At 60.7% G+C, this 12,910-nt stretch carries 13 protein-coding genes; 9 read left to right on the top strand and 4 right to left on the bottom strand.

Annotation, left to right across the window (positions count from 1 at the left end; genetic code table 11):
* Positions 1–31 precede the first annotated feature (31 nt).
* The 3 genes from BSP239C_RS06845 to BSP239C_RS06835 all read right to left on the bottom strand — a co-directional run bounded on the left by BSP239C_RS06845 (position 32) and on the right by BSP239C_RS06835 (position 2,608).
* A complete protein-coding gene (locus BSP239C_RS06845) occupies positions 32–388 on the bottom strand; it encodes a helix-turn-helix transcriptional regulator (RefSeq protein ID WP_101571239.1) in 357 nt (118 codons plus the stop codon).
* A complete protein-coding gene (locus BSP239C_RS06840; RefSeq protein WP_101571237.1) occupies positions 385–1,503 on the bottom strand; it encodes a tyrosine-type recombinase/integrase in 1,119 nt (372 codons plus the stop codon). Before BSP239C_RS06840 ends, BSP239C_RS06845 begins: the two co-directional genes overlap by 4 nt.
* Positions 1,504–1,645: 142 nt before the next feature.
* A complete protein-coding gene (locus BSP239C_RS06835; protein WP_226830986.1) occupies positions 1,646–2,608 on the bottom strand; it encodes a D-alanyl-D-alanine carboxypeptidase family protein in 963 nt (320 codons plus the stop codon).
* Positions 2,609–3,326: 718 nt separating this feature from the next.
* On the opposite strand from BSP239C_RS06835, the gene rpsB reads away from it, so the two are divergent.
* The 9 genes from rpsB (at position 3,327) to BSP239C_RS06790 (ending at position 11,676) form a co-directional block, all read left to right on the top strand.
* Positions 3,327–4,292, top strand: coding sequence for a 30S ribosomal protein S2 (rpsB, locus tag BSP239C_RS06830; RefSeq protein WP_101571236.1), 966 nt, complete (start codon positions 3,327–3,329; stop codon positions 4,290–4,292).
* Positions 4,293–4,325: 33 nt separating this feature from the next.
* A complete protein-coding gene (gene tsf, locus BSP239C_RS06825) occupies positions 4,326–5,153 on the top strand; it encodes a translation elongation factor Ts (protein WP_101571234.1) in 828 nt (275 codons plus the stop codon).
* A 176-nt stretch (positions 5,154–5,329) separates the two neighbouring features.
* Positions 5,330–6,082 carry a UMP kinase gene (gene pyrH, locus BSP239C_RS06820; protein ID WP_101571232.1) on the top strand — a complete coding sequence of 251 codons (753 nt, stop codon included), beginning with the start codon at positions 5,330–5,332 and terminating at the stop codon, positions 6,080–6,082.
* 148 nt (positions 6,083–6,230) lie between these two features.
* Positions 6,231–6,788: a ribosome recycling factor gene (gene frr / locus BSP239C_RS06815; protein ID WP_101571231.1), complete on the top strand. Its 558-nt coding sequence runs from the start codon at positions 6,231–6,233 to the stop codon at positions 6,786–6,788.
* Complete coding sequence (locus tag BSP239C_RS06810) at positions 6,788–7,816, top strand: phosphatidate cytidylyltransferase (RefSeq protein WP_101571229.1); 1,029 nt, start codon at positions 6,788–6,790, stop codon at positions 7,814–7,816. Before frr ends, BSP239C_RS06810 begins: the two co-directional genes overlap by 1 nt.
* 169 nt (positions 7,817–7,985) lie before the next feature.
* A complete protein-coding gene (locus tag BSP239C_RS06805; protein WP_101571227.1) occupies positions 7,986–9,293 on the top strand; it encodes a 23S rRNA (adenine(2503)-C(2))-methyltransferase RlmN in 1,308 nt (435 codons plus the stop codon).
* 83 nt (positions 9,294–9,376) lie between these two features.
* Entirely contained in the window at positions 9,377–9,937 is a 561-nt protein-coding gene (locus tag BSP239C_RS06800; RefSeq protein ID WP_101571225.1) for a DivIVA domain-containing protein, read from the top strand.
* A complete protein-coding gene (locus BSP239C_RS06795) occupies positions 9,930–10,661 on the top strand; it encodes a hypothetical protein (RefSeq protein WP_101571223.1) in 732 nt (243 codons plus the stop codon). The genes BSP239C_RS06800 and BSP239C_RS06795 overlap by 8 nt, the downstream gene beginning before the upstream one ends.
* Positions 10,662–10,827: 166 nt before the next feature.
* A complete protein-coding gene (locus BSP239C_RS06790) occupies positions 10,828–11,676 on the top strand; it encodes a HemK/PrmC family methyltransferase (RefSeq protein WP_180958942.1) in 849 nt (282 codons plus the stop codon).
* A gap of 18 nt (positions 11,677–11,694) precedes the next feature.
* On the opposite strand, the gene BSP239C_RS06785 is transcribed toward BSP239C_RS06790, so the two are convergent.
* Positions 11,695–12,894: an acyl-CoA dehydrogenase family protein gene (locus BSP239C_RS06785; RefSeq protein WP_101571221.1), complete on the bottom strand. Its 1,200-nt coding sequence runs from the start codon at positions 12,892–12,894 to the stop codon at positions 11,695–11,697.
* Positions 12,895–12,910: the final 16 nt, after the last annotated feature.

Genomic DNA, 12,910 nt, shown 5'->3' with positions numbered 1-12,910 from the left:
AGCAGTTACCTGACAGAGCGATAGCGCCAAGTCATAGGCCATCCGGGCGTCGGACAGTGGATCGAACTGGTCGGAGGTCGCCGATGCCCGCAGTACCGCTGGGCGACTGCGGCGCCGACTTTTGGTCATAATTCAGTTCGAGGAGGTCGTTGGGTGTGCAGTCCAAGATGTCGCAGAGCGCGGCGAGCAACTCAACATTGATGCGTTGAGGGGTGCCAGTGACGACTTTGTAGATCATCTGCTTTGAGATATCGACGCCTCGTGCGGCAAGCGGTTCGACAAGGTCTGTGGTCTTGAACATGCCAGCAGAGGCCATGACCTGACGCAGATTCCACTGCAGAGAAACCTGCCGGCCCGGTGTCGGGAATTTGTTGCTTGCTGTATTCATTGTTGCCCTTCTTCGTTGTTGTAGACCCGGCGGAGAGCAGCCTGCAAAGTTTTGGTCTTGAAGTCGTTTGAAACTGAGGTGTAGATAGCAGTAGTCGAAGCATATGAGTGGCCGACTTGCTCGGTGACGAATCGTTCGGGGTAACCGAATTCGATGAGGTGGGTGACGTAAGAATGTCGAAGGCAGTGAAGCGTCAGTTCGTCTGGTAGCTCGGCTTCGCGCCGCAACCAGGCGAACCGTAGGTCCATGGTTCTCGGGTCAATGCGTCCGCCGCGTTCGGTTGGCCACAGTTCAACTCTTCTTTCAGCGTCGGTACCGAGGACCATGGGTCGTGCCTGTTCGACCCACTGGGTCAGTCCAGTCACGACCCAATCGAACTCAGGGACTGTGTGAACTGTGCGTCGTCGAGGAACTCCTCCGCGGACAGCTTTGCCGTAACGGACGTGGACTGCTCCGTACGTTCCCCATTGAGGCATATCAGGACTGGGTCGCAGATCAGCAATGTCAAGCATGCAGGCCTCGCGACGGCGTAGTCCATAGGCATAGATCGTTTTTACGATTTGGGAGTCGCGCAGCGCCGCCCACGCGCCTTTACGGCCCGAGGCTTTGACACGCTCGACTCGGGTATCGAGGAAGTCGAAGAGGTGCTGGATCTCGTCGTAAGTAAATGGGCGGCGGCCCGGGCGTCCCTCGTAGTCGGTGGTGTGAGCGACTGTGTTGTAGTCATGACAAACCTGCGACGGGATCTGATCGAATCGTTTCTGGCACTCTTCAATCCACCCGTAGCGGCCGTCGAGAAGATAGTCGCAAAACATACGAATCACAAAGTGATAGCCACGGATCGTTGATGGCGCAGCCTTCTTAGAACCCGACATCAACGACAGCGTGAAGTCTTCCATATCGCCGGGGGTCCAGGACCAGGGGTGGGATCCTGCGAACTCGTTGAAGCGGCGGATCAACGAGATTCGACTGTCCACGGTTTGGTTACTTAAGGATCGGGATCGTAGTTGTCGCTGCCACCCAGCCACCATTGCGTTGAACACAGCTTCTGGTTCGTTAAGGTGGCGAACACCGGGTACGAGGACCAACTGGGCTGATCCAGGAACATCCATCATCAACACTCCAAATCGTCTATTTGAAGTAGAGATTAGCAACTTAAAGTAGAGATTGGAATAGACTGCTTGATGAGAAGCGCGTCGCGTTCTTCGTTCTGGAGCATTCGGTCGCCCAACGGACTCCAGGGACGCAACTTTAAGTTTATTCGTGACCATAGAATTCCCAATGCCACGGTTCAGGCAGTGAACCCGACTGACGAGCCCAGCTCGGATGGATCCATCCGAACTTCGGTGCGTTGGCACGCATCCACTGGTGCTCAGCGCTGCCGAACGAATTGATTCCGCCGCCTAGGTCCATTGCCAGCGCCCAACCGTGGTTCGAAGTTCCGGGAGTCGCAGCCATCCGACCCTTCCGTCGTTTCAAAATGACCTGAGTGTCGTAGTCACGATAGGCATCAGTCACCGAGATCGGAGTCGAGAACCTGGCTGCATAGGCGTGAGACATCCGGTCGAACGCCGTCTGAGCATCACAGCGCAGCATCTGTCCCGGCGCCGACATCAACGAACACATCGCCGCGGCAGGTATCCGACCATTGCGATGTCCACCCCACGCACCCGCTCCAGAGGTCGTGGAGTCGCCGGTATGTTCCTTTTCGGGCTTGCGCGACAGTGGCAAGAGGATCGACTCCTCTTGTCCGAAGAAGCCTGCCGGGTCGATGTACTTCTTCACTCCCTCAGACTTCCAGACGCCGACGTGCAGACACGATTGATCGCAGTGACCACCCTCAGCGACTGTTCCGATCTCAGCACCGGCAGAGAACGCCTCGCCCGTTTTCAGAACCGACTCTGCCGGTTGGAACGAGATGACATATCCGGAATCTGTTTCGATGCTGATGGTCGCGGTGCCAGCCACCGAGCCACGGAAGCGAATGGTGCCAGCGGCGGGTGCCCGCACCGGTTCACCACTGACCGTGAGCACATCGATGCCCCGGTGTCCCTTCAACCACGCCTCTGTCGGCGGATCAAATGCTTCGAGAATCTCCATCGCCGGGACCGGGGAGGCCCATGTCCTCTGTGCCTGGGCCGCAGCTTCGGCAGAGGTCGCCGAAAACGGTGCCACCACCTCGGCGAGGGCGAGGAGCACTGGAATCAGACTCACGGTCATGATGCGACTCAGCCTGTGAGATGCCAGGCGAGCCCTGGACCAGACCGCCAGCCGAGTTAGAGACAAGGCAGCCGGCAGCGTTCGAGACCAGATGGAACGGGCGGTGTGCGAAGAAGCGACGATGAGGTCCATGAGCCAATGGAAGCCCGGTCGCCTCCAGATGTCAGGCGCGCGAGCAGCGACTGTGGACAGAGCCCCGTCGTACACAGACGAAACGAACACGAGTGGCGCGGCGATCCACAGGAGACTGCCCATGAGTGGTCGAGAGGAGTGCCTGACCAGCGAGTTGTGGAGATTGCGAATCTGATTGGAACCTCGAAGCTGCGGCTCTGATCAGGCGATGCGGGACAAAGATATCCACACGGCGCCGGACATGGGTCGACTGACTGGCTACTTGGGGGCGTGCACTGGGTGAGCACACCGAGCAGTCTGAAAGCCGCGCAGACTGTGATGCAGCCCATTCGGCAGGTGCCTGATCGATTGGAAAAGCCTTGGGCAACAGGGATAGACTGGCCTCAGCAGAAGCGTGTCTTCTGACTACGCGTATTCGATTTCTTCTCCATCCCATGGTGCAAATAGCCTGCAAGGGCGAATTTGTGGGGCGGATGAACCGAATACCAGGAATTAACCGAAAATGTCATTGTTCCGCCAGCACAATGCTGTCGTTCGATAATGACGTAAAAGCGCCTCCGGGCGCAAGAGAAGGGAGGACGTCGGTATGGCCGTCGTCACCATCCGCCAGCTGCTCGACAGCGGCGTTCACTTTGGACACCAGACCCGCCGTTGGAACCCGAAGATGAAGCGTTTCATCTTCACCGAGCGCAACGGCATCTACATCATCGACCTGCAGAAGTCGCTGGGCTACATCGACTCTGCATTCGAGTTCGTCAAGGAAACCGTGACCCACGGTGGCTCGATCCTGTTCGTCGGCACCAAGAAGCAGGCCCAGGAATCGATCGCCGAACAGGCCAAGCGCGTGGGACAGCCCTACGTCAACCAGCGCTGGCTCGGCGGTATGCTCACCAACTTCCAGACCATCTCGCTGCGCCTGCGCCGCCTGAAGGAACTCGAAGAGATCGACTTCGACGATGTTGCAGGTTCCTCGCACACCAAGAAGGAACTGCTCATTCTCCGTCGCGAGAAGGACAAGCTGGAGAAGACCCTCGGCGGTATCCGCGACATGCAGCGGACCCCTTCGGCTGTCTGGATCGTTGATACCAAGAAGGAACACCTCGCCGTCGACGAAGCTCGCAAGCTCGGAATCCCGGTCATCGCGATCCTCGACACCAACTGCGACCCTGACGACGTCAACTACCCGATCCCGGGCAACGACGACGCCATCCGCTCGGTGTCCCTGCTGACCCGCGTGATCGCCGACGCAGTGGCAGAGGGCCTCATCGCCCGCCACTCCTCGGACGACAACAGCGGAGAGAAGAACGTCTCCGCCGTCGAACCGATGCCAGAGTGGGAACGCGAACTGCTCGAGGGCAACGCTCCTGCTTCTGAGGAAGCTGCCGCTCCGGCTGCAGACGCTGCCGAGAAGCCAGCCGCCGATGCCGCTGCTGCCGCTGAAGAAGCAACCGACGAGCCGCCAGTTGAGGCTGCTGCCGAAGCTGCTGACGAGGCAACCGAAGCACCCGCCGCAGAAGCAGCTGCAGACTCCACCGAGTCCAAAGAGTCCTGATTTTCCATAACTCCACCATCCTGAGGAGAAAGAATGGCAAACTACACTGCCGCTGATATCAAGGCATTGCGCGAGAAGACCGGCGCCGGAATGATGGACGTCAAGAAGGCTCTTGACGAAGCTGACGGCGATCAGGCGAAAGCCATCGAGGTCCTCCGTGTGAAGGGTCTCAAGGGCGCCACCAAGCGTGAAGGTCGCTCCACCTCTGACGGTCTCGTGGCTACCCACGTCGAGGGCGGCGTCGGAACGATGATCGAGCTCAACTCGGAGACCGACTTCGTTGCGAAGTCCGATCCCTTCGTTGCACTCGCTGATGAAGTTCTGTCTCTGGCCGTGTCCAGCAACGCCGATTCGGCCGAAGCTGTTCTCGAGTCCACGAAGGACGGCAAGCCCGTCTCGGAGTTCATCACTGAAAGCGGTGCGACTCTGGGTGAGAAGGTTGCCCTTCGTCGCGTTGGACGTCTCGAAGGCGCAAGCGTCGAGTCCTACCTGCACCGCACGAACAAGGACCTGCCACCTCAGGTGGGCGTCCTGCTGGCATACGAAGGTGATGACGCCACTGTCGCACACGACGTCGCCGTGCACATTGCAGCTATGAGCCCGAAGTACTTCTCCCGCGAAGAGGTCCCAGCCGACCTCGTGGAGAACGAACGTCGCATCGCTGAAGACACCGCGAAGAACGAAGGCAAGCCTGAGAAGGCTCTGCCCAAGATCATCGAAGGCCGCGTCAACGGCTTCTTCAAGGAAAACTGCCTGCTCGACCAGGGATTCGCCAAGGATCCCAAGCAGTCCGTGAGCAAGGTCCTCGAAGCTGCCGGCGTCAAGGCCACCGGATTCCTGCGCTTCCGCGTCGGAGCCTGAAACATCATTGACCGCTGAGCGGGTCGCAAACCGACCTGCACAGCAGTCGTCTCGCTTGAGAGTGAACTCATAAGCGGCTGACGGGGTCGGACCATTCGGTCCGGCCCCGTTTTCGCTACACTGGCACCGACGACACATCCGGGCTCCAACCTGCCCAGACGGAAGAAGGACTCTAAATGACATCCACCCCGGTTCACGAATCCAGCTACGCCAGCAGACCAGTCCGCACACACCGCCGCCGCGTGCTCCTCAAACTCTCGGGTGAGGTCTTCGGCGGAGGCAAAATCGGAGTCGATCCCGATGTCGTCGCCGCTGTAGCCAGAGAAGTAGCCCCTACCGTCGAAGAGGTGGAAGTCAGCATCGTCGTCGGAGGCGGAAACTTCTTCCGTGGAGCAGAGCTGTCACAGCGCGGCATGGACCGCACACGCGCCGACTACATGGGCATGCTCGGAACAGTCATGAACTGCCTTGCGCTGCAGGACTTCCTCGAACAGACCGGCGTCGACACCCGGGTGCAGACAGCAATCCCCATGTCGCAGGTCGCCGAGTCCTACATTCCGCGCAGGGCCATGCGCCACATGGAGAAGAACAGGGTCGTCATCTTCGGCGCGGGAGCCGGACTGCCCTACTTCTCCACCGATACCGTCGCCGCTCAGCGGGCGCTGGAAATCCACGCCGACGAAGTCCTCATCGCCAAAAACGGAGTCGACGGCGTCTACACCGCCGACCCGAACATCGACCCCACTGCAGAAAAGATCCGTGAGATCACCTATCAGGAGGCGCTGCAGAAGGGCCTCAAAGTCGTCGACGCAACCGCATTCTCCCTGTGCATGGACAACAAACTTCCGATGCACGTCTTCGGGATGGAAGGCGAAGGCAATCTGCGCAAGGCCATCGTCGGCGACAAGATCGGCACCGTAGTCAAATAGTCTCCAGGGCGCATCGGCCCCGGGCCTACAACGCCTCGAAATGTCTCAGACGAGGTCCAGAACTCTCCCTGGACCAAACGAGTGCGGCATTCGACAGCTATGACCCATAGAATGAACCCAAAGCTCCTATCGACGGAAAGAGTGAGTCGTGATTGAAGAAACACTGGCCGAGGCCAGGGAAAAGATGGACAAAGCCGTGGAATTCACGCAGGAGGACTTCTCGTCCATCCGCACCGGCCGCGCCAATCCCGCACTGTTCGCCGCCATCGAGATCGATTACTACGGTGCACCGACCCCTCTGCAGCAGCTGGCCTCATTCCAGACCCCAGAAGCTCGCACCATCTTGGTGACTCCTTACGATCGTGGAGCACTCGGCGACATCGAGACCGCGCTGCGCAACTCGGACATCGGCGCCAACCCAGCCAACGACGGCAACGTCATCCGCGTCGTGCTCCCGGAACTCACCGAGGAACGCCGCAAGGAATATGTGAAGATCGTCAAGAGCAAGGCTGAAGACGGCAAGGTGTCGATCCGCAACATCCGTCGTCATGCCAAGGAAACCCTTGAGCGCATCAAGAAGGACGGCGACGCCGGTGAAGACGAAGTCGCACGCGGAATCTCCGAACTCGATGACCTGACCAAGGGCAAGGTCGACAATGTCGACAAACTGCTGTCCAAGAAGGAAGCTGAGCTCCTCGAGGTCTGATGATTTCGTTGACCGGGCCAGGCACTCCAGCATCCGATCCGGCTCCCCTCGGGGGGCCGGATCCGGATCCGGTTCCGCATGCAGCGGGGCCTGAGACCCCATTCCCCAGGCGCAGAGACCTGCGCAACTCCGATAAGGACTATTCGCCGGAAGACCCGGCGACGAACCCTGCCGCTGAGTCTGGGCAGGATGTCCCTGAGGTGGCGGAGAAGGACTACGGCAAGGCCGGACGAAATCTGCCGGCTGCGATCGGCATCGGGCTGCTCATCGGCGGCATTGTCCTGGCGTCCCTCATCTTCTTCCCGATCTCCTTCCTCTTCATCATCCTCATCGCCATCGTGGCCGCAATGTGGGAGCTGGCCAATGCGCTGTCCCGGTCGGGGTCACTCGTATCGCGGATACCGACGATGGTGTCGGCGGCATGCATGGTGGTGGCGACGTTCGTCGGTGGACGCGAGGCCCTGTGGGTGACCTTCGCCGCCAGTGCCGGCGCCGTCATGCTCTTCACCATGGTCGAGCGCCGTAAGAACGCGGTCAAAGACGTTTCGCTGTCCCTGTTCGCACTGACCTACGTGGGCCTCATGGCCTGCTTCGTCGTGTACCTGCTGACCCAACCCGACGGCAACTTCTACGTCATCCTGTTCTTGGCCAGCGTGGTCGCCTCTGACACCGGCGGCTACGTCTTCGGCGTCCTCTGGGGCAAACACCCGATCGCACCGAGAATCTCCCCGAAGAAATCCTGGGAAGGTTACATCGGTTCGGTGGTCTTCGCCGCCGCGGTCGCCACCATCCTCGCTCTGACTCTCTTCGACGCTCCGTTCTGGACCGGTCTGGTCATAGGTGTCGTCATCCCAGCCTTCGCCACCCTCGGCGACTTCAGCGAATCGATGATCAAACGCGACCTCGACCTCAAAGACATGGGGACTCTGCTGCCCGGGCACGGCGGCGTCATGGACCGACTCGATTCGATCCTGCCCACCGCACCGGTGGCCCTCGTGATGTTCACGGTCCTGCCCGGCTACCTCTGATCCACACTGATCCGCCTCGCACCTGCAATTGGATAGCCGTCAATCGCGGGCATCTGCATGACCGCGAACCGCGGGTATCCACCCAGCCCTCAATCGCCGGTGACAGCCTCTTATCGGGCGTGGCGGCACACACACTCCAAGACATTTGCTCTCATGAGACAATGGACGTGTGAGTTCTCAAGCAGGTAACAGGCAGACACGGCCCGTCGTCGAACACGCAGACGGCACGACATCGAAGACGCCGACGCGTGACGGCCGTCCGCTGCTTAATTTCAAATCTCCACGAGCCAGCCAGCCAAAGCAGCATCTGGCCGATATGACGATGGACGAACGCATCGACGCGGTCAAAGAGATGGGACTGCCCGCCTTCCGCGCCAAGCAGATCTCCACTCACTACTTCACGCACTATCAGACCGATGTCGAGTCCATGACGGACCTGCCGAAGGACCTGCGTGCCGACCTGCAGGAACGATTCTTCCCCCACCTCCTGACCGAGGTTCGTCGCCTGCGCACCGCCAACGGCGACACAATCAAGTTCCTGTGGCGCCTCTATGACGGAGCACTCGTCGAATCGGTGCTCATGCGCTACCGCAACCGAGTCACACTCTGTGTTTCAAGCCAGTGCGGTTGTGGAATGAACTGTCCCTTCTGCGCAACAGGACAGCAGGGACTGACACGCAATATGTCTGCGGCCGAGATCGTCGAACAGGTCATCCGCGCCAACCAGGTCATCGCTGACGGCGAACTCGCACCGGCACCCTCGGGGGACATGCCAGCCGACGGCGAGACGGCCCTCGGTGCCGAAGCAGACGATGACCAGGGCGAATCACCAGAGGCAATGGTCGACGCATCGGACTTGACCACCTCGGCGACGGGACCCGAACGCGTCTCCAACATCGTTTTCATGGGAATGGGCGAACCCTTGGCCAACTACAAACGCGTGATGAACGCGGTGCGCCGGTTCGTCGAACCAGCGCCGCAGGGACTGGGAATGTCGGCCCGTCGCATCACCATCTCCACGGTCGGTCTGGTCCCAGGTATCAACAAGCTGGCGGCCGAGGAGATTCCGGTCACCTTCGCACTCAGCCTCCACGCACCCGATGACGAACTGCGCGATGAGATGATCCCGGTCAACACCCGGTGGAAGGCCGATGAAGCCATCGACGCCGCGTACAACTACTACCAGGTGACCGGACGTCGGGTGAGCATCGAATACGCCCTCATCAAGGACATGAACGATCACCCCTGGCGTGCGGAACTGCTGGCGAAGAAGCTCAATGCTCGTGGTCGCGGTTGGGTCCACGTCAACCCCATCCCGCTCAACCCGACGCCCGGGTCCGTGTGGACCGCCTCCGACCCGGAGGTGGCCGACGAATTCGTGCGCAGGCTCATCGACCAGGGCATTCCCACGACCATCCGCGATACCCGCGGTTCGGACATCGATGGGGCCTGCGGACAGCTCGCCGCCGCCGACTGAGACGTCGCGAACACGCATTTTCCGCGTCCGCCATTTATCATGGTGGAAATGACCCATACGCACGATTCGCTTCTGGAGGCAACATGGCGGACACGACTTTCCCCCGAATGTCCGGATGGAAGAACGGCTACGACCCGAAACAGGTCGACAGCTTCTTCAAACGTGCGCGCGAATCCTTCGAACGCCCCACTCCGCAGCCCGGTGACCTCGACTCACGCGCGGTGCGCACAGTCGGCTTCGATCTGGTGCGAAAGGGATACCACGTTGCCGTCGTCGATGCTGCGCTCGATCGTCTCGAAGACGCCTTCGCCAAACAGGCACGTGACCGGCTCATCGCACAGTCGGGCCAAGATGCTTGGGTCTCCGAACTGACACGTGTGGCCTCGTCTCTGCGAGGACGCTTGGTCCGCGAACCGGGCGAGCACTTCGACAACCCGGCCCCGGGAGTCATCGGCTACGACATCGACCAGGTCGATGACATGTGCGAGAAGGTCAACGCCTACTTCACGGAAGGTGTGGCGATGAGCGTTGACCAGGTCCGCCGCGTCCTGTTCAAAACGGCCAAGGGCAACAAAGCCTACGACGAAGACCAAGTCGATGCGTTCATCGACCGTGTCGTCGAAGTGATGGCCTCCGTTGACTGACTTCCACTACTTCGAAGCACCCACAGACACCTCACCCGGAACGCTTAACCCGGTGTTCGAGCTGCTCGATTTCCCGATCGTCATGGGCGGTGCCGATGACATCGTCCTCACCGGTCCGACCCCGGACAAGCCGATGGTCGATGGCCGTGAAGTCAGCGACCCACGGCTGATCAAGGCACTGTCGAAGCCTGTGGAGCTCGATCGCGCCGAGGTGTTGGACCGGAGTGCGAAACTCGGCGGCATCCTCCATGCCATGGGCATCATCGGCACAGAGAACGCTCGAGTCGTCATCGCCGAGGATGTTCCACCGATCTCGCGGAGGCTGAGCATCCTCGGCGCCGTGCGCATCGGAGCCAGCGTCGACGTTCGTTCCGGCGCGGCATCGACCGATGCCCCGTTTGCCAGCGCGTCGTCTGCGGACTCTTCCTCAACTGATGGTGGGGGCGAGGGCCTCACCACGGTTCTCGTGCACACGATCGACGCTGCCCCGATCGAATCGGGACGAGCCTCGGTCAAGGTCATCCGCTCCCAATTCGAAGGAGTCGGCATCACCGTCGCGGGGGAGACCGCGAATATCGACCAAGCGATGCGGGACTCGCGAGTCGAACCTGCCGCAGTGGTCGCATTGGTACCGAGCCGCCCGCTGATCGTCACCGAGGAGAAAGTGCTCGATGCGCAATCGAGCTTGGAATGGCTGGCTCAGGAGACCCTAGCTGAGGCCTGACGCCTCCGACCCAGAAGGGTCCGAGTCCGACCCAGACGGGCCCGAGCAGATGGACCCGCCGAAGGTGGTGGCCCGACTGCGAGAGGCAGGGTGTGTCTTCGCTGAAGATGAAGCGCGGATCCTGATGGAAGCGGCGCAGGGCTCCGTTTCTGACCAGGAATCCTCTTTGACCGAACTCATAGCTCGCCGCGTCGCGGGCGAGCCTCTCGAGCAGATCGTCGGATGGGTCGAATTCGCGGGGCAGAGACTCCCCGTTGTTCCTGGCGTGTTCGTGCCTCGGCAGCGGACCGCGTTGCTGGCGGAACGGTCGATCCTTGCAGTTCAGGCTGCAACGGATACTGTGCAGACCACAGGGAGTGCTGTGCAGGCCGCAAATGCTGTTCGTGATGTAACCGATGCGACGGAAAACGGACGTCCGGCCCGATTCCTCGAAGCCTTCTGCGGGGTGGGAGCTGTCGCCACCACAGTGGCCTCGGCTATCCCGGGTACGCAGATCCATCTCGGCGATCATGACGAAACAGCACTGAGGTGGGCACAGGACAATGTCGGACCCTGCGCTCAGGCTCACTTGCTTGACTGTCTGGTGGGATTGCCACAGGCCCTGAGTGGTAGCTTCGACGTCATTTCCGCGGTGCCGCCTTATGTGCCAGATTCTGCTGCCCAATTCCTTCCCCGTGAGGCAAGTGAGCACGAGCCGGCGACAGCACTGTTCGGGGGAGTCGATGGGCTCGACCTGGTTCGTCGCCTTGTCAGCGAATCTCGTGAGTGGCTGGCACCAGGCGGGGTGGTGCTCATCGAACTCGGCGCCGCACAATATACGAACGCTGCTGAATTCGCGGAGGCACAGGGATTCACCGCCACCAGCACGCTCGGCGAAGACGAACAGTCCGTGGTACTCGAGCTGCAGCTGAATGAAAGACGCAACCCGATGAATGAGAACAACCGCTGGCCAGAGGTGGCGCGGTCGTGCACTGATGCACGACGTAGACACTTCTGGCCAGCGGTTGTCGGCTGAACTCAGACCCCGCAGGGATCAGTTCGCGAAGGCGTTGATCCCGGTGAGGCTGCGGCCCAGTGTGAGCTGGTGAACCTCGTGGGTGCCCTCGTAGGTGAGCACGGTCTCGAGGTTGACGGCGTGGCGCAATGGTGGGTATTCGCTGGTGATGCCCGAACCGCCGAACAGTGCGCGCAAGTCACGGCAGACGTTCATCGCGGTGTCGACATTGACCATCTTGCCCAGGCTGATCTGTTCGGGACGCACACCCTTCTCCGAGTCCTTGAGCTTACCAAGGTGGGCGGCGAGCAGTGTGATCTGCGAGTACTGGCCGAAGGCCTTCGCAAGCTTCTGCTGGCTGATCTGGAACGAGGACAGCGGACGGTCGAACTGAACGCGGGTGCCGGTGTACTCCAGTGCGGACTGGAGCGCGTCACGCGCGGCACCGGTGACTCCGAAGACGATTCCGTAGCGGGCCTCGGACAGGCAGGACAGGGGGCCCTTCAGACCCTTGGCCTCGGGCAGCATGGCGTCTTCGGGCAGGCGCACGTTATCGAGGACGATCTCACCGGTGATCGAGGCACGCAGAGAGATCTTGCGGTGGATCTCAGGAGTCTGGACACCCTCGGTGTCGCTGGGGACGACGAATCCGCGGACAACGGGCTTGCCCTTGGAGTCGGTTTCCTCGGTTTTTGCCCAGACGACCATGACGTCGGAGACGGGGGAGTTCGTGATCCACATCTTCGCCCCGTTGAGGATCCAGTCGGATCCGTCCTTCTTCGCGGTCGTCTTCATGCCCGATGGGTCGGAGCCGACGTCGGGTTCGGTCAGGCCGAAGCAGCCGATGGCCTTGCCGGCAGCCATCTTCGGAAGCCATTCCTCCTTCTGCGCTTCGGAGCCGAAGTGGTGGATGGCGAACATGGCCAATGATCCCTGGACCGACACGAGTGAACGCAGACCCGAGTCCACGGCTTCGAGCTCACGGCAGGCCAGACCGTACTGGGTGGCGGTGGATCCTCCGCAGCCGTAGCCGTCGAGGTGCATGCCGAGGAGCCCGAGTTCGCCGAGTCCCTCTGCGAGCTCCCGAGCGGGGATTGTGGCGTCGAGGAAGTAGTCGCCGATCTTCTCGCGAACGTTCTCATCAAGCCATTTCTTCACGATCGACGCGAACTCGAGGTCATCTTCTTCGAAGACCGAATCCAGTCCCAGGATGTCGTCGGGGCTCAGCGTTGCACTCATGTAAACCTCTCTCACC

The organism is Brevibacterium sp. 239c, assembly GCF_900169365.1.
In the GTDB taxonomy this organism is placed as follows: domain Bacteria; phylum Actinomycetota; class Actinomycetes; order Actinomycetales; family Brevibacteriaceae; genus Brevibacterium.
The sequence above is the reverse complement of the archived record's forward strand: the minus strand, read 5'-3'. Positions and strand labels throughout refer to the sequence as shown.